Source organism: Xylanibacter oryzae DSM 17970 (assembly GCF_000585355.1).
Lineage (GTDB): Bacteria > Bacteroidota > Bacteroidia > Bacteroidales > Bacteroidaceae > Prevotella > Prevotella oryzae.
Window position 1 is genome coordinate 1 of record NZ_KK073873.1, and the last position, 18,586, is coordinate 18,586.

At 36.9% G+C, this 18,586-nt stretch carries 14 protein-coding genes and 1 tRNA gene; 7 read left to right on the forward strand and 8 right to left on the reverse strand.

Annotation, left to right across the window (positions count from 1 at the left end; translation table 11 throughout):
* Positions 1-218: 218 nt before the first annotated feature.
* A complete protein-coding gene (gene dnaA / locus XYLOR_RS00005) occupies positions 219-1,628 on the forward strand; it encodes a chromosomal replication initiator protein DnaA (RefSeq protein WP_036875830.1) in 1,410 nt (469 codons plus the stop codon).
* A 66-nt stretch (positions 1,629-1,694) separates the two neighbouring features.
* On the opposite strand, the gene XYLOR_RS00010 is transcribed toward dnaA, so the two are convergent.
* Positions 1,695-3,731, reverse strand: coding sequence for a TonB-dependent receptor plug domain-containing protein (locus tag XYLOR_RS00010; RefSeq protein WP_036875832.1), 2,037 nt, complete (start codon positions 3,729-3,731; stop codon positions 1,695-1,697).
* Positions 3,732-3,830: 99 nt separating this feature from the next.
* Here XYLOR_RS00010 and XYLOR_RS00015 point away from each other — a divergent pair, with 99 nt between their 5' ends.
* On the forward strand, positions 3,831-4,790 hold the full coding sequence (locus XYLOR_RS00015; RefSeq protein WP_036875833.1) for a transporter: 960 nt from the start codon (positions 3,831-3,833) through the stop codon (positions 4,788-4,790).
* Positions 4,791-4,881: 91 nt separating this feature from the next.
* Here the strand turns inward: XYLOR_RS00015 and XYLOR_RS00020 are convergent.
* The 4 genes from XYLOR_RS00020 to XYLOR_RS00035 form a co-directional block, all read right to left on the reverse strand.
* A tRNA-Leu gene (locus XYLOR_RS00020) sits at positions 4,882-4,963 on the reverse strand.
* A gap of 54 nt (positions 4,964-5,017) precedes the next feature.
* Positions 5,018-6,034, reverse strand: coding sequence for a S41 family peptidase (locus tag XYLOR_RS00025; protein ID WP_036875834.1), 1,017 nt, complete (start codon positions 6,032-6,034; stop codon positions 5,018-5,020).
* Entirely contained in the window at positions 6,031-6,864 is an 834-nt protein-coding gene (locus XYLOR_RS00030; RefSeq protein ID WP_084608484.1) for a DUF3316 domain-containing protein, read from the reverse strand. Before XYLOR_RS00030 ends, XYLOR_RS00025 begins: the two co-directional genes overlap by 4 nt.
* Complete coding sequence (locus tag XYLOR_RS00035; protein WP_036875835.1) at positions 6,851-9,562, reverse strand: DNA gyrase/topoisomerase IV subunit A; 2,712 nt, start codon at positions 9,560-9,562, stop codon at positions 6,851-6,853. The genes XYLOR_RS00030 and XYLOR_RS00035 overlap by 14 nt, the downstream gene beginning before the upstream one ends.
* A gap of 85 nt (positions 9,563-9,647) precedes the next feature.
* Here XYLOR_RS00035 and XYLOR_RS00040 point away from each other — a divergent pair, with 85 nt between their 5' ends.
* From XYLOR_RS00040 to XYLOR_RS13165, 5 genes are all read left to right on the forward strand, one after another.
* A complete protein-coding gene (locus XYLOR_RS00040) occupies positions 9,648-11,189 on the forward strand; it encodes a glycine--tRNA ligase (RefSeq protein WP_036875836.1) in 1,542 nt (513 codons plus the stop codon).
* Complete coding sequence (gene bamJ, locus XYLOR_RS00045; protein ID WP_036875838.1) at positions 11,190-11,816, forward strand: BamJ family beta-barrel-assembly machinery protein; 627 nt, start codon at positions 11,190-11,192, stop codon at positions 11,814-11,816.
* A 776-nt stretch (positions 11,817-12,592) separates the two neighbouring features.
* The gene (locus tag XYLOR_RS00050; RefSeq protein WP_036875840.1) at positions 12,593-13,426 is read left to right on the forward strand and encodes a sulfite exporter TauE/SafE family protein; all 834 of its coding nucleotides are present in this window, start codon (positions 12,593-12,595) and stop codon (positions 13,424-13,426) included.
* A 5-nt stretch (positions 13,427-13,431) separates the two neighbouring features.
* Positions 13,432-13,818, forward strand: coding sequence for a DUF1634 domain-containing protein (locus XYLOR_RS00055; protein ID WP_036875842.1), 387 nt, complete (start codon positions 13,432-13,434; stop codon positions 13,816-13,818).
* Positions 13,819-14,033: 215 nt separating this feature from the next.
* Positions 14,034-15,224 carry a TlpA disulfide reductase family protein gene (locus tag XYLOR_RS13165; protein ID WP_084608485.1) on the forward strand — a complete coding sequence of 397 codons (1,191 nt, stop codon included), beginning with the start codon at positions 14,034-14,036 and terminating at the stop codon, positions 15,222-15,224.
* A gap of 793 nt (positions 15,225-16,017) precedes the next feature.
* Here the strand turns inward: XYLOR_RS13165 and XYLOR_RS00065 are convergent.
* Genes XYLOR_RS00065 through XYLOR_RS00075 form a run of 3 tightly spaced genes read right to left on the reverse strand, consistent with a single transcriptional unit; the run spans position 16,018 to position 18,386 of the window.
* Positions 16,018-17,292, reverse strand: a complete 1,275-nt coding sequence (locus XYLOR_RS00065) for a S41 family peptidase (protein ID WP_154655631.1) — start codon at positions 17,290-17,292, stop codon at positions 16,018-16,020.
* Between the two features lie 34 nt (positions 17,293-17,326).
* Positions 17,327-17,767 (reverse strand): hypothetical protein, encoded by a 441-nt coding sequence (locus tag XYLOR_RS00070; protein WP_036875847.1) that lies wholly within the window; start codon positions 17,765-17,767, stop codon positions 17,327-17,329.
* 43 nt (positions 17,768-17,810) lie between these two features.
* The gene (locus XYLOR_RS00075) at positions 17,811-18,386 is read right to left on the reverse strand and encodes a hypothetical protein (RefSeq protein WP_036875849.1); all 576 of its coding nucleotides are present in this window, start codon (positions 18,384-18,386) and stop codon (positions 17,811-17,813) included.
* Between the last annotated feature and the right edge of the window lie 200 nt (positions 18,387-18,586).

Consider the following 18,586-nt stretch of genomic DNA (forward strand, 5'->3'; position numbering starts at 1 on the left):
CGTAAATTGTGCATATGGTTCATAAATTTAAGGATTTGTTTTTTTCGAAAAAGAATCCTAATTTTGCAAATTGAACATATAACCTTAGGCTAAGAATAACAGATGATTTAAAAGTTTTGATAGACACATAAAAAGTGTCTAAGACTTTTAGCCTCTATTTATTCTTTGATTAGGATATGTTATAAATAATTTCATAACGGTAAAATATTAATTTAAGAATGGTTGGTAACCCAAAAATTCTCTGGAGCGAATGTCTTCAAAAGATAAGACAGAATGTTTCAGAATCGCAATATAAGGCATGGTTCAAGACGATTGCTTTTGATTCCTTCTCACAGAAGGATAAGACGCTAACGTTGAGGCTTCCAAGTAACTTTGTATATGAGTACTTGGAGGAAAACTATGTTGATTTGCTTACCAAGGTTCTTAATTTTTATTTTGGTGACGGAATTCAGTTGAGGTATCGCGTACTTACTGATATGACTAATAACATATCACAAGAAGTAGAGGCAGAACAGCCTGCTGTTATTGATGAACCAAAGAAGACTGAAAATGTAAACCGTTCGCCGAGTGCCCTTGATTCTGCGACTCCTCAGCAGATTGATTCACAGCTTAATGTGCATCAAACATTTAAAAATTACATTGAGGGTGACAGTAATAAGATGCCTAGAAGCATCGGATTGTCTATTGCAGAACATCCTAATAAGAATACATTTAACCCTCTTTTCCTTTATGGGCCGTCTGGATGTGGTAAAACGCATCTTATTAATGCGATCGGCGTTAAAATAAAAGAGATGTATCCAGAAAAACGTGTGCTTTATGTAAGTGCTCGTCTATTTCAGGTGCAATACACAGACTCTGTAAGACAAAACCGCACGAACGATTTTATTAATTTCTATCAGACTATTGATGCTTTGATAGTAGATGATATTCAGGAATGGATGACTGCCACCAAGACGCAGGATACATTCTTCCATATCTTTAATCATCTGTTCAGGAATGGCAAACGTATTATTCTTGCCAGTGACCGTCCTCCTGTAGAGTTGCAGGGAATGAACGAGCGTCTTCTTACGCGTTTCAAGTGTGGACTTATAGCTGAGTTGGAAAAACCTAATGTGCAGTTGTGTGTTGATATATTGAATTGTAAGATTCGCCGTGACGGACTTACTATACCGAGAAATGTAATACAGTTTATTGCTGAAACGGCAAATGGTAGTGTTCGTGATTTGGAGGGAGTGATCAATTCTCTGTTGGCTTATTCTGTGGTATATAACAGTAACATTGATATGAGACTGGCTGAGAGGGTCATTAAACGAGCAGTGAAACTAGATAATCATCCTCTTACTGTAGATGATATACTTGAACGTGTATGTTCACACTTTAATGTAACACAGACTAATGTGTTCACAAAGAGTCGCAAACATGAGTTTGTTATAGCCAGACAGGTTTCTATGTATCTGGCCCAGAAATATACCAAGATGCCTGCTTCACGTATCGGTAAACTAGTTGGTGGAAGAGATCACTCAACTGTGGTACATAGTTGTAACCTTATAGAGAAGAGGATTAAGGTAGATAAAGAATTCCAAGATGAAATGATTAGTATTGAGAATTCGTTCAAATTGAAAAAATAAATTCTTAGATTTTGGTCTATAAAAATGTAAAAGGACAGGCTTTATAAGTCTGTCCTTTCTGTTTTGTTATAGGTCTATTTTCAGATTACCTCCTACCATTATCCAGAAGCCCGGTTGTAACACACCTCCCAGATCATAGTATCTATGGTTGGTTATGTTGTCCATCTTCACATAAAGGTCATATTTCGGTTCTGTCCATTGCACCTTGCAGTCTATCTTTGTATAAGGACTGTATCCATTCATACGCTGCTGCCAGCGTATATACCATGCAGCACTCAATTTGCTGAATATCCTGTGGTCTGCTTCGGCCGTAAATTTATTCTTCAGGTATTCCAATGCATATAGAGATTTGTATATTGGCTGGTCAGTGTCGTGATTCTGATGTATATATGCATAGCCAAATTTCAGCTTAGTGATGTATGAAGTCTCGCATATAAGTTCAGGAATATTTAACGTGATATCTGCAGAGTATCCGATATTGTTAAGGGTGCCTATATTCATAGCATGATATTTTGTTGATGTGTTACTTTCAAACACCCAATCGATCATGTCTTTGCCTCTACTGTAAAAGCCACTCAAAATAGCCTCTATGCCTTTGCAACGATATCTTGTACCTATCTTGTAGGTATCATTTTTTTCAGGATTTAGCTTTGTGTCGCCCTGCTGTATCACATTACTCATGTATAAGTCAGTGAAGGTCGGCATACGCAAAGCCTTGTTCCATGAGGCATACAATTTCCAATTATAGTTTGGACGGTATGATATATCTATACCAGGATAGAAACGCAAACCACCACTAAGTGCAGTATTTTTGTTGGCAAGAATTCCGGCAGACAGCGTGAACTTATCAAGTACCACATCATGCTCCATAAAAACACTATTGTTGGTACGTTCACCTTCATGGTTATACATACGTTCTGTGCCGTGAATGCTTTTCCATTGCGACTGACCCATTAGTTCGCCTAAGGCAGTACTGTATATATGTTCTTTCCTAATATCAGCACCGATGGCTGTTGTACCAAGCAACCAGGATATATGGGCATTTACGCTTGCTCCGTAAACATCATCCCTATGATAATTCTCGCCTGCTTTATCACCCTCCATGAAACGTATCAATTGATAGTGGTCTGTGCTTCGGTTCCAATATACAGTAGGGGTAATGACAAGTCCTGCAGGAAGATTGTGGATGTCTCCGCTTACAGAGGCAATAATACGGCGTGTCTCTTCGTATTGGTTAGAATATTTTGCTGAGTAGAAAGTATTGGCACCATAATCCTGACTACTTAAACCAAATTGCCAGTTCAGGTTGATGTAGTGAGATGCCAGATCACCTTGGTAGAACCCATGCCACTTCTTGAAGTCGCTGTTATCCGAACCACCGTCACTGCGCATATAACCGCTACTGATCTGATTGTGTACATTCTTTCCGGCAAGAGCTACACTGGCTCCACCTCCAACAGAACCGAACGAACCGCCTTCAGCATTGATACGTACATCACTTTGTCTGTCAGACCGTGTAACGATGTTAATAGCACCATTGAATGCTGATGAACCGAATAAGCGTGCAGAAGCACCTTCTAGTACCTCTATTCGTTCGATATCATTAAGATTTACAGGGAAGTCGGCTGCGTTATGACCAGTTTGTGGATTGCTGATGTTAATACCATTCAATAGAATGGTTATTTGGTCGAACGTGCCGCCGTTGATACTAATATCCGTCTGAACACCAAAGCCACCGCGCTGACGGACATCTACGCCTGTGGCCATTTTTAGTAGGTCATTTACACTCTCTGCCTGCGCACGATTGATATCGTCGCGTGTTATGACAGAAACGATTTTGGCTGACTGTAATGCAGTCATTGGTGCCCTCGACCCGGTGATATTCACCTCATCGAGCATTACCTCTTTGCTGCCTGCCATTGATAAAGAATCTTTCTTAACCGGTTGTGTGCTTACACTTTCCGCTTTAGCATGACTTAAAGTAGCCACGCTAAGAGTTCCGATAAGAACCTCTTTGCCAAGACAAGAGAAGAGAGAGTATCCCTTGTGTCCGAAGTGTTTGAACTTCAGGGAACTGCACCTACTTGAAATTGTTTTGTACATAAATTAATTGTTAAAAATGTTATGCATTATTGCAAAACGAGTGCAAAGTTACGGAAAATAGCTCAAAAGTTAGTACTTTTGCAGTCAAAATATATATACATGGGTATAATATCGTTTCTTAAAAAGTGGACGTTGCCGTCGTCATTGTTAATCGGCGCTGTGGTTTATCTTCTATTCGTAAAGATTCCTTTTTTGGTTCCGTCGGGTAATATTTTAGGTCCTATAATTGTGCATATTATACCATATGTATTATTTATAATGCTTTATGTTACGTTCTGCAAGATACAGATTAAGGATATGCGTCCCCGTAAATGGCATTTCGTATTGCAGGGCATACGTATCACGCTATCGGGGATACTAGTGTTTTTTATAAGTATAGCTCATGATGCTAATCTAAAACTTATATTAGAGGGCGTATTTATTTGTGTTATCTGTCCAACAGCTGCCGCAGCTCCTGTGATAACAGAGAAATTGGGCGGAAGTATAGCTTCGCTTACCATATATACTATAATAGCGAATATAGTTACTTCTATAATAATACCATTATTTTTCCCGTTAGTAGAAAAAAATGCAGACCTTTCATTTCTCACAGCGTTCAGTATGTTGCTTCGTAGGGTGCTTGTAGTGCTTGTCCTTCCATTATGTCTAGCGTTACTAACCAGAAGGTTTGCACCTTCTTTTGCCGCAAAGGTTAAGGAACGCAAGAATCTAGCATTTTATCTATGGGGAGTCAATCTATCTATATTGTCAGGTATAACGATAGCAAATATTCTCAAGTCTACTGTATCAGGGTGGGTACTTACTCTTTTGCTTATCTTACCATTATTTGTTACTTTCATGCTTTTTGCCATAGGTAAATATGTAGGTAAACATTATGGAGACAGTATTAGTGCAGGTCAGGCATTGGGTCAGAAAAATACTGCTGTAGGCCTATGGCTTACAATAACATTCCTTAATCCGGTAGCATCTGTAGCACCAGGAGTATATGCTATATGGCAGAATCTATTTAATGCATGGCAGTTGTGGTATAAAGATAAATACGGTTATCTGAAGTGGTAACTTATACCATAAAAGGATCCGGCAAAATCTTGGAAAAAGAGACAAAATAAAAAATGCGAATCATTTATATAATGATTCGCATTTTATTTTGTGCGCCTGATAGGACTCGAACCTACACGTCGTGAAACACTAGATCCTAAGTCTAGCGCGTCTACCAATTTCGCCACAAGCGCATTTGCGGTTGCAAAGGTAAGGGTTTTCTCGCATATCTCCAAATAATTTTGAGATTATTTGTACTTACCTTTAAGTATTAGTGATCTCGCATATTCGATGATAGTATCTTTATTGCGCAAAAAATCAGTTTTGTTGATGTCAACTTTGTAGTCAGGATCAATGCCAAACTCTGTGCTCTGTTTATCTTTGTCGTACATTGGACATGCAGAGAAGCGTATATTCCAACCGTTAGGTATCTCACTATTTAATGGCAGACCTGCACCACCTCCAGTCCTGTCGCCTACGATACTTACCTTGTCACAGCACTTCATGTACTTGACAAATTCGTTTGTGGCACTATATACTTTACGATTGGTAAGTACTACTGCTGATTTCTGCCAACGCAATCCGCTTGATGGCTTTAAAACCTGTTCTTGCATTGCTGAAAAGTCGCTATGCCCGGTACCTGTCTTATGTTGCATGTATCCTACCAGAAGTTCTTTGTTCGTGAAATGCGAAGCCAATATTTCTGCATTGTCTATCAGTCCGCCTCCGTTTTCTCTTACATCTATTATTATTCCGTTACATAATTCGAAGTACGAAAGGATGTCGTCTATATTGCCGCTGCCAATACTGTTTTCCATTGTACCAATATACATATAGCCTATATTGTCATCCAGAATGGTATATTTTATTCCACATGTCATTCTGTAATTTGTACCTATATATGCTCTTTGCAGGGTGTCAATGAAGTTAGATGGATAGTCTTCTTGAAATGACCAGTTGCGTGCTACATTTGATGATGAATACATATTGACATGACCGTCGCGCAACTCGCCAAGCATATCGCCCAATACTTCAAATAAGCGGTCGTCGTTCATTCCATCATATATTCTTACTTTGTACTTGTCATAAATGCTGTTCCAGTCTAGTCCGTAGACCTGTTTCTTATAATCAAAGAAACAATAGTGCTGATCCATGATTTTCCAAAGAGCTTCGAAATTGCCACGTGGGGTGTCTGAGTACTGCTCTTCGTCAACACATGATGTAAAGGCAAGTAGACATAATATAAAGGATATGAGATATTTCATCTTCTTATTCTAAAAATTTGGAACCGTTTTACTACACCTATTACTATTGAGTTGGTATAGATATGCGTTTTTAGGTTATTGACTTTAGACTGCTGATAATCGCCCAAATATCCCACACGCAGGGTAGTGTGACAGATGTTGAAATCAACAGTTAGCATTTGTCTGAAAGATGGAGTGCTCATGAATGTAGTCGGTACTATGTTGTGGTCGTAATTCCCTTTAGAGAAAATTTCATAGTATGACTGTCCGTAATTAGGACTGAACATTACTCCTACAAGCGGTAGCTGCAATGAGTAGCGTAGCATGTATATACGATTATGTATATGAATATCATATTCAGCAGATCCTGATGGGGTAATATTCAGGTAGCATCTGGCTTGAGCAGGATTGTTACCGCTACGCGTATTATATATGAATCCTATATTTAAGTCGGCTAGCCCTCCTGCCTGTAATCGCAGTGCTCCAGAGCATAGAGTCCAATTATAATGGTATCCGTATGCAAAATTATACATTCCTGCAATCTCGTCTCCATCAGAAGATCGGTTTTTGGTGTAAGATACATCACCCTGATTTATCATCATTGTAGACCATCTGCTTCCAATCTTAATCTTATTTACCAAAGATATGAAACGGATCTCCCTGCCTGTGTATTTCTCAGGCGAGATATATGTATCAAGAACATTTGTTGCACCTATTCCAAGCATCTTTACACTAGTGGTGATTTCATTATCCGGTATCGTATCACACTTTTGTGCAAAAACAGTACGTGGCAATGATATAAATACCAATGCCACCATACATGTTTTAAATATTTTGTTATTTATCTTCATCCGTGAAGAGATTTAGTTGACCTGTTATCTCGTCTATTATTTGTGTTGTAGACTTCCCCGCATCAGGATCCAGATTATCTTCGTTCTCGTCTTCGGCCAGTGAATCAGTATCTTCTTCATCAGACTTTTCTTCAGGCTCTGGAAATCTTGTTGGCTCCAACTCTTCTATCTTTTCAACAGCAAAGGTAGTGAGTCGTTTTCCTTTGGCCTTAAATCCTTTTACTGATATGAATTGTTCTACATCTATTTCGAGAGGGTCTCGGAATGCGTCCACTCCTCCGAATGTTACGAGTATACGTGGATAAACTTGTCCGGTAAGTAGTACCAGATTACTGTCTGGATTCTCGCCAATGTAATTCTGTTTGCGCGAAGTAGCCTCCATTAAGAATCGCTTAACATAAGGATATTTGTTTTGGTCTGCATCATACAACACTGCACTCCAAACTTTTTCAGCATCAAACTTCTCTATCACCTGTATATTGTCCTCATAGTGATTGTTGATGTCAAAGTTGGTAATATAGAAATCTCCATTCTTGAGTATGACCAATATCCGGTCTTCATCGTTAAACTCACCGAGGAAGCGTCCGCGAACGTCATAGTTTAGTCTGTTTATGTCCGGATCAAACCAAACCTTGCGTCCTCCCAATGTACTGTGTCCCCTGCTTTTTAAACCAATGCGGTGAACCGGGTTCTTCGTTAGCAGATTGCCTTTGCTGGCACGTCCCTTGATAATTACTTCAGAGAAATCCTTGTCAAAGATAATCTTTTTAAGTTTCGGGTTAGGATCTAGTGTAACTTTTATCACTTCGGCTTCGCCATTAGGGTTAGCTGTGAAATATATGATTCGTGAACCCTCTGTGCCTTGTGTTATGTCATAATCCTTATCTCGGGTCATACTCGTAACATTGAATCGCTTGATGAAGTAAGCACCACGCTTACCATCTCTATATACCACATTATATATAGTACGCTTGTCATTCTTCTTGAATACTGCTACATGTATGATGTTTTTGCCAACAAATATCTTGTCAGCAACCTTTATGACCTTGTATTTTCCATCTTTATAGAATATGATTATATCATCAATATCAGAGCAGTTGGATACATATTCATCTTTTTTCATTCCTGTACCAACAAATCCTTCGGCACGGTTGATGTAAAGTTTTTCGTTTGCTTCTGCTACTTTTGTTGCAACAATGGTATCAAAGTTCTTAATCTCGGTCAAGCGCTTGTGATCTTTTCCATATTTTTCTTTTATGTATTTGAACCAGTTGGCAGCAACTTCAACCATATTATTAAGGTCGCGGTCTATACCTGCTATCTCTTCTTTGATACGTGCTATAAGTTCGTCTGCTTTTTCTTTATTAAACTTGAGGATGCGAGCCATCTTGATCTCCATAAGTTTAAGAATGTCATCTCTTGTTACCTCACGTACAAACTGTGGGTAAAAAGGCGTAAGGCGCTCGTCTATGTGTTCACAAGCCGCATTCATATTCTCAGCCTGCTCGAATTTTTTGTCTTTGTATATTCTTTCTTCAATGAATATTTTTTCAAGAGATGAAAAATGCAACTGTTCCAACAATTCGCTTTTACGTATTTCAAGTTCTTTGCGTAATAGTCCCATCGTACGGTCTACGCTATTACGCAAAACATCACTTACGTTAAGGAACTTTGGGCGGTTGTCTTCAATCACACAACAGTTTGGCGATATATTAACTTCACAGTCAGAGAAAGCGTACAGTGCATCTATTGTCTTGTCTGATGATACACCCGGAGCCAAATGCACCTGAATTTCTACGTTGGCAGCTGTGTTATCATCTACCTTACGAGCCTTGATCTTACCTTTCTCAATGGCTTTAATAATAGAATCAATAAGGGTCGTTGTGGTTTTTCCAAAAGGAATCTCTTTTATTACAAGTGTTTTGTTGTCAAGTTTCTCTATCTTGGCACGAACCTTTATTACTCCACCTCTTTGTCCGTCGTTATACTTGCTGACATCAATACTTCCACCGGTAGGAAAATCAGGAAATAATTGAAACTCCTCACCATGTAGATAACTTATGGCAGCATCGCAAATCTCGTTGAAATTATGAGGTAGAATCTTAGACGATAATCCAACAGCAATACCCTCAGCACCCTGTGCAAGTAGTAAAGGGAACTTTACAGGTAGAGTGATAGGCTCTTTGTTGCGCCCATCGTAACTTTGTTGCCATTCTGTTGTCTTAGGATTAAATACAGTGTCAAGCGCAAATTTAGAAAGACGGGCCTCTATATAACGAGATGCTGCGGCACGGTCTCCGGTAAGGATATTACCCCAGTTACCCTGGCAGTCTACAAGTAAGTCTTTCTGCCCTAATTGTACCAATGCATCACCTATAGACGCATCTCCATGAGGGTGAAACTGCATAGTGTGCCCAACGATATTTGCCACTTTATTATATCGCCCATCGTCCATTCTTTTCATAGAATGCATGATGCGGCGCTGTACAGGCTTTAAGCCATCCTCTATATGCGGTACAGCACGTTCTAGGATTACGTATGAAGCATAATCCAAGAACCAGTTTTGATACATGCCGCTAAGATGATGAACGGCAGATGCGTCAAATCTGTTTACCGGAGTATAATCAGAGTGTCCCTCTGGTTCGTTTTCACTATTTTTAGACTCAAGATTGTCGTTTTCTTTAATTTCGTCGCTCATATTACTCTATTTTAACGCAAATATACGAAGAAAATTGGAAAAAAGGGCGTATCTTTGCACAAAATTCGAAAAATAAGCAAAAGAAATGGCACAAGAAGATGTTTTTAAGAAGATTGTTTCGCACTGTAAAGAGTACGGGTTTGTTTTCCCTAGTAGTGACATCTATGATGGGTTAGCAGCTGTGTATGACTATGGTCAGAACGGTGTAGAACTAAAAAACAACATTAAAGAATATTGGTGGAAGAGCATGGTTTTGCTCCACGAGAATATCGTTGGTCTAGACTCTGCTATTTTTATGCACCCTACAATATGGAAGGCATCAGGACACGTTGACGCTTTCAACGATCCTTTGATAGATAACCGTGATTCTAAAAAGCGTTATCGTGCAGATAATCTTATAGAAGACCAAATAGCTAAGTATGAAGAAAAGATAGACAAGGAAGTAGCTAAGGCTAAAAAACGTTTCGGCGATTCTTTTGACGAAGCTAAATTCCGTGAGACTAATCCCCGTGTGATTGAGCATCAGCAGAAACGCGATGCGTTGCACGAGCGTTATACAGAGGCCATGCAAGGTCCTGACTTGGAAGCTCTTAAACAGATTATTCTGGATGAAGGTATTGTTGACCCTATTAGTGGAACAAAGAACTGGACAGATGTTCGTCAGTTCAATCTGATGTTCTCAACCGAGATGGGTTCTGCGTCAGATTCTACAAATAAAATATATCTGCGTCCTGAGACAGCACAGGGAATCTTTGTAAACTATCTTAATGTTCAGAAGACCGGCCGTATGAAAATACCATTTGGTATCGCTCAGATAGGTAAGGCATTCCGCAACGAGATTGTAGCCCGCCAGTTTATTTTCCGTATGAGAGAATTTGAACAGATGGAGATGCAGTTCTTCGTAAAACCAGGAACAGAAATGGAATGGTTTGCTAAATGGAAAGAGACCCGTATGAAGTGGCATCAGGCTCTAGGATTTGGTCCTGAAAACTATCGTTTCCATGACCACGAAAAACTAGCACATTATGCTAATGCAGCTACAGACATAGAATTTAAGATGCCGTTTGGATTTAAGGAAGTTGAGGGTATCCACTCTCGTACAGACTTTGACTTGAGCCAGCATGAAAAATTCTCAGGTCATAGCATAAAATATTTTGACCCGCAGACTAACGAGAGTTATACTCCGTATGATATTGAGACATCAATTGGTGTAGACCGTATGTTCTTAAGTATTATGTGTCATTCTTATTGTGAAGAGCAATTAGAGAACGGCGAGACTCGTACAGTATTAATGCTTCCTGCAGAACTCGCACCTGTAAAATTGTGCGTAATGCCATTGGTAAAGAAAGACGGACTGCCTGAGAAAGCACGCGAAATCGTAAACGCACTTAAGTTCCACTTCAATACTCATTATGATGAGAAGGACACTATCGGCAAGCGTTATCGCCGTCAAGATGCAATTGGAACTCCTTATTGCGTAACTGTCGACTACGACACGTTGAAAGATAATACCGTAACACTTCGATTCCGTGATACAATGGAGCAGGAGAGGGTTAATATCTCAGAATTAAATGGTATCATAGAAGATAAGGTAAGTATTGCAAGCCTTCTGAAAAAACTACAATAAATGAAGAATTATAAATTTCTATATCTGGTATTATTGCTGTTCGCTGTAATAGGATTCGCTTCTTGTGGAGAAAGTTCTGGTCAGGAAGATGAATATGTTAACTGGCAGCCAAGGAATGAAACCTATTTTACGCATATAAGAGATTCGGTACGTCAATTAATAAAGAGTGGACGTACAGACTGGAGAATTTATCCAATATGGTCACAGGCTGATTCTGTTGTTGGCAGTAAAAGTGATAGTGTAATTATTGTTCATGTAGAGGAAGCAGGTAAAGGATCCGGATGTCCTTTATACACTGATTCTGTACGCGCACATTATTATGCATGGAGAATGCCTTCAACCACTTACCCTACAGGATATGTATTTGACAACTCATATTCTACAAATAGTTATGATGAGTCTACAAGCATACCTACCAAGATGGCTGTATCAGGTGTTATAGATGGATTTTCTACAGCATTGCAGCATATGCATATAGGTGATAAATGGAGTGTTATTATTCCATATCAGCTTGGATACGGAATGAGCGGTTATGGTACTGCAGTTCCGGGATTCAGTACTTTAGTTTTTGATATTAAATTAGTGGCATACTATAAACGAGGACAAACTGTTCCCGTTTGGAAATAATACATTTTCGGATATAGAAGTTATATGAGATAGTGCAATGTACTCTACAAGAGTACATTGCACTATTTCTTTATATTAAAAGCCCTCTTTTTTATGTTATAAAGCATATGTGTCCGTACACAGTTAAATTGATATAGGTCAATAATACACTCATTTTTAAGAATAAGATTCGTATTATATTGCACGAAAAGAAAATAGTAGTACCTTTGCATTGTCAAAAGGAAATAACATCTAGATAAATATAAAGGTGTTAGTTACAAGGTAAAAGATTGGATATAAGGTAACAAATAGTTATTAGATAAGGAAAAAAGAGATTGTTAAGGGAAAATATGAGACCGTGAGGTTCAGTATAAAATGTTTAATTTAAAATTAAGAAAGGAAAAAGATTATGACAGGATTAACATTAGTATGTTGCTTGAGCGCACTTTTGTTCGCAACAGGTTTTTGGTTCGAGAAGGGTATTGAGAAAAAATAAAGTTCTCGGATCTTAGTTAGAGAGTAGTAGAAATAAATATTGAGACGGACGATACATCTAGATGTATCGTCCGTCTTTCTTATTATCACATTATATTATAATAGCTGTAGCAAGCTTTTACTATTGTCTTTTAATTTATAAAGACGAGTCCAATGCCTTTAAGATGGTTTAACGCTTTCAATCTAAAAACCCGTTAAATCAGTGCTAAAAGGATTATAAATAACTAATATCTTCTATGAGTTGCTAAAAATAACCCAGAGATAAAATAATTTGTTGTACCTTTGCAAGCAAAAAATAGAGGATGACAATATTAACATTTACCATCATTTTAATTATTTCGGCTTTTTTAGCCGGTCTTTTGGGATCTCTTACAGGATTAGGAGGCGGAGTAGTCGTAATTCCAATTCTTACTCTTTGTTTTCATGTTGATTTTCATTATGCAATAGGTGCTGCACTTATCGCATCAATAGCAACATCATCAGGTTCAGCGAGTGCATACGTCAAAGAAGGTATAACTAACATACGTCTTGGCATGTTTTTAGAGATAGCAACCACGATCGGTGCTGTGGGAGGTGCAATAATAGCGCTTTGGATGCCTACAAATATTATAGCTGTAATATTTGGCGCCGTTCTTGTATTCACAGCTCTGATGCAACAGCGTCGCACTACAGACCATGTTAATGTAGTAGGCAGTAATATGGCAAGGAAACTTAAGCTGTATGGCACATATCCAACCAAGGATGGAGAGAAAAGTTATCAGTTGACCAATGTTTTCGGTGGATTCTCTGTAATGTTAAGTGCTGGAATACTTTCCGGTCTGTTAGGTATCGGAAGTGGAGCATTAAAAGTATTGGCTATGGATGCTGCTATGAAAGTGCCATTCAAGGTAAGTACAACAACAAGTAATTTTATGATCGGTGTAACAGCCGTTGCCTCAGCGGTTGTATATCTCCAAAGAGGATATATAGACCCGGGTATAGCATTCCCTATAATGATAGGAGTCTTGGGAGGTTCTCTATTTGGTGCGAAATTATTGAAGCGACTTAATGTTAAGGTACTTCGTAAAATCTTTGTATTTGCTATCTTATTAGTAGCAATAAATATGATATATAATGGTATAATGGGTAAGTTTTAATCGATATGGAAATAATACAACAAAATAAGAAAATGCAACAATTAATTGGCACAACACTTCGTGTAGGTGTTATGACAGCGTGTTGTATTGCGATACTTAGTGGCTCATATTACTTAATTCGCCATGGTGCGGAGCCAGTACCTGATTATATGAAGTTCCATGGAGAACCGGTTTCGCTGACCACATTATCCGGTATATTCTCCGGCTTACTACACTTTCAGGCTAGAAACTGGATACAGTTAGGGGTCTTGGTGCTTATGCTTACCCCAATAACCCGAATAATACTCTCGCTTATAGATTTTGCTCACGAGAAAGATTGGTTGTACGTTACAATTACGGCAATCGTATTCCTTGTTATATTATCCAACTCTATAGGAGGAGGTATATTGTAGTTTAGCATACTTATAAAATTATATAATTAAAAATCTGCTGTAAGACATTGTCAACAGCAGATTTTTTATTTTCTTATTGATAAATCTTGCTTTTTTATTACAAATTTTATTCAATCTAAAATATCTGTTGCAAAAAAAACTTTATACGAATATTTTTTTGTATTTTAGCAGCGATTCAGACAACTAACCTATAAATAAAGAAAAACATTTATTTTATGAAGAACAAAATTTTAAAGACAATTATGCCATTTGCATTGACAGCAATGGCGCTATGTGTTTCTTTTAATTCGTTTGCCGGTAAAACATTCAAGATTGATGGCACTGTATTAAGAGGACTTCATGATGTAAAATATTACATCTATATTGGAGATTCCAATGGTTCGATTAGTAGCACACCTACCGATTCCGTTGATGTTAAGAATGGCAAGTTTTCATATAGTGTGAACCTTGATGATATTCGTGAGGGACGCATTCAGGCCGTCTTGGATGATGGTACAATTTGCACTGCTTATATGCAATTCCCCTTTTTACCGGGCGAAAAGGCTAACTTATTAGTATGCAATGGCGAGTTTAGACTTAGTGGATCATCATTTTATAAGCAGTGGGGGGCATTTGATGATTTCTATACTCCTTATCAGAAGAGTATAGAATTGAAAAGAAATAAGGCTATGAATGCATGGCAGAAATTGCCTAAAGACGAAAATAAAGTTTCTGAAAAAGATAAAGAAGCATTTACGCTATTAAACAATGAATACCGAGATGAGATTAATAAAACAAATACGGCTGTTCAAGAATATCTTAAGAAGCATAACAACGAAGAAGGTTGCATAATGTATATGGCAAGATACTTTGATGATGTGGAGGGTACTTGGAATGCTGCAAGCGAATCCGTAAAAAAAGGTCGTATAGCTAATCTTTTAAAGAAAAAAGTAGAACAAGAACGTTTAATGAAAGAACATCAGGAAAAGATTAAGGCTGTAGAGAAACAGACCGGTGAAGGTGTAATGTTCAAGGATTTCACAGTTGAGTACGAAGGTAAAACTCAAAAACTTTCTGACTATGTAGGCAAAGGCAAATATGTACTTGTAGACTTCTGGGCAAGTTGGTGTGGACCATGTCGTGGTGAAATTCCTAACATCATTAATGTATATAACAAGTATAAAGGTGATAAATTTGAAGTTCTAGGTGTTGCCACATGGGATAAACCGGAAGATACAAAGAAGGCTATTCAAGAACTTGGCATAGCATATCCACAGATATATAATGCTCAGAATGTAGGTTCAGATGCTTATGGCATCTCAGGCATTCCTGAAATAATACTCTTTGGTCCTGATGGTAAAATTCTAAAGCGTGGATTAAGAGGTGAAATGATAGGCGATACTGTAAAGCAGTATTTAAGCGAATAATGAAATTACAGTATAGTAGAAAATCTCCATTTATAATTAAAAATATAAATGGAGATTTTTATTAATGCCGTGATAGTATAAGCCTTTTTATTGTGATATTTGAGCGTAATATAATGATTTTTAAATCTCGTTTTGCCTTCAGCGTGGATTTAAAGCACTGATTACCAATGTGTTTGGCTGAAGGCAATTTTATGGTCTGTAATTATCAATAAATTAAATTCTTTTCTGACATAGTCTATTTATATTATATATGAATACATGATTTGTTGCAATTGTGTGTTATTGTATATAAAACGGTGGATGTTTTGAAAAATATTTATATGGATCAGTAAATTTAGCATAGCTAATTTATACTGACAGCATGTAAATTAAATCGTATAAGTTATCCTTTTATAACTTTCGATTAATGTGAAACGAACTTTCGACCTAGGTCGCACGATCGTTTGACCTAGGTCGAAAGTTTGAAAAGAGTAGTTATTAGAGCATAATACCATTCCTTTAGAGTATCTAAAAGAGCCCTTTTATCACTTAGTCATTATTCTTTTTTGATGCCGTTATTTATTACAATACACAAAAAGACTGTCCAGATAAAAAATTCTTTTATTTTATTTGCTTTTAATTTTGCCTTCAGCATAATGTACTGATATTCAACGTTTTAAACCTTTATTGGAAGCAAAACGAAAATAACTTATAAAACTTTTACGATGCACAAACAATGCATCGTAAATTAATTAATATATAATTTCGTCAAAACGAAAGAGTAATATTGCAAAGCAGTTATGGGATAATATTCTTATTCACAAAATAAACCTGTAGGAATATAACAATTTAAATGAGAATTAGGCAATGAATATTGTATAGGATTTCCAGAACATACACTAGGACACCCTGTTGTTCCGATTACATTTCCTATATGATGTTTAGCTATCATATGTACAAAATAAGAAGCCGCAGAATAAGTCCTGTAATTTGCAAGTACTATAACTTTACCCTTAAATATATTCGAGTTATGCTTGTTAGATTTGGTCTTATCAGACTTAAGCTCAAAGAATTTACCATTAGGCAAATCTTTAATCTCGTTGTATATATCTTGATCCATACGTTTATAATAAATAATAGTCTCTTTGCTTACTCTGATAATTACTTTTCTGAATGAATCATAAGCAGGGTGTCGTAAATAGGAAAGTAATAATTCTACATTACTACTTTTTCCACCCAAATTGTCTCTTACATTTATATAAAGAAGTTTTATCTTTTTGTCACGTAATTGCTTAAAAACTGAATCACAGAAGACAGACAATTCTTTTGTTTGGTAGAAATTTGGTATTGTCATTATTGCAGAGTCTTTATCAAGATAATCCACTCTGAAATCTCGGTTTGTAGCTTTATGTGTGTTGATCATTTTTATAGCTTCTTGATTTGGAACGCCTGAAGCATAAATCGTTTTTATATAACCATGGTTCTTTATTCTGAATTTATATTCGTCTCCCCAACCATATATATACCATAGTAGTGGCGTTATATATTGTTCCATTCCTTTATCTTTAAGATCATTATTGATTTCAGAACCTTGCAGAGAATAAAGCTTTTTCACAATTTCATTAGAGCATACGTCATTTATACTAGTTATCGTATCTCCCCGTGCAATGCCACAATCTCGGTATGGGAAATTTACAATAAGATTTCCATGATCTAAGTATAATCTTACAGGCATTATCTTACCACCCTCATTAGTATATTTAAGTCTCTCATTAATAGGTATTTCGATGTACAAATGTCCATTCTTTAACATAGCAAATAGTTGAGCTATATTGAGATAAAATTTTGAAGTAGCGTTTGATGAGGTAATGGATTTTTTTAGACTATCTACCATATGTACAAATTGCCCCCTTTTAATATATCGAAATGGATAGGGCATTACAGTTTCTATTTTGCTATATAGGCTGTCTATATCGTCTTGCTGCTGTCTTACAGTCAGAATTTGTGCATTGCTTTGAAGTGATATTAATGAAAACAAAATTACACATAGTTTTTTCTCAATCTCCATAATGAAAAGTTCTAGTTTCAACAAAAATATATTATTCTGTTTACTAATTTATATTTCACTTTATATCCGCAGATTGTTTGACACTTATATCATTGAATATATCACCACAAGTAAGTGTGATGGTCAGTTGTCTATCTTTTCCGGATGTGTTCTTGTTTACGTAAATGTATGCCCAATTCTGCTTATTTGGCATGATATCAGCGCTAGCTTGAAACCAATCTCCATTTAACACTTGCGCATCTTGATATGCTGTATTTATTATACGGTATTCTTTGGTTGGATTATTGCTTTCTCCTTCATAAACTCTTGACATCCACATCACAGAATAATTATTTACTCTTATAGAGTCTACACCTCCATTAGCATTAAATGTTATTTCCTGCTTTGTTAATTTCATAGGATCCCAATCACCATCATCCTTTGTGGTTGTACATGAAGAAAAAATGATTGTAATCGTACTTAATAAGATTGTAATAATAAGTTTTGATTGTTTCATGATATTATTTTATACCTCTTGCTTTATCCTTTCATTTCATAGGTCAATATCTGCTTTGGCTGATTTTCTTTCCTGCTCCAAATGAGTATCCGATAGTAAAACCTATCGTATTATATATCTTGCTACCAAAATGTCCTGTTAATGTAGCACGTAGATGATTTAAAAATACTATTCCTACTCTTGGGCAGATACCTATACCGTTATTATCATCACTATTTGAATAGTCGTAATCTCCCTCAACGATGTTATAAGTATTTGCACTTAATCCTAAACCGATAAATGGGGATATCTTAGTGCCTTTTTTGAAATTATAGTCTATAAAGGCTGTTGATGCAAAAGTACGACAACTTAAATCGTCATCATATCCTATATTTTTGCCATTATATACAGCACTTCCGATATAGAGTTGAGCTCCAATATCCAGCGGAAGTTCTTTTAAATTCCATCTAAACTCAAATCCTAAGGCAGGTCCTATTACGTTATTATAATTAGATAAATTAGATGTAGCAACCGTAGCGCCAATAAAAGGTTCTAACTCAAAATTTTTAACTTTAACTCTTTGTGCGTTGCATAATAGTGCAACTCCACATATAAGTATGCTTATAACTATTCTTTTCATCCTATTTGATAATTTTCTGAATGCAAAGGTATAAAATATTCTTTAAAAGTCAAAGTAATCATTCTTTAAATAGTTCCTATTGATGGATGGTTGGGTACGAGCTGTTGCTAAATAGCCATCTCCATACATACAATCATATCAGGATCGTATGGCGAATCTTCTATTATGCCCGGGAGTGCCAAGCAATACTCTCTAACTTG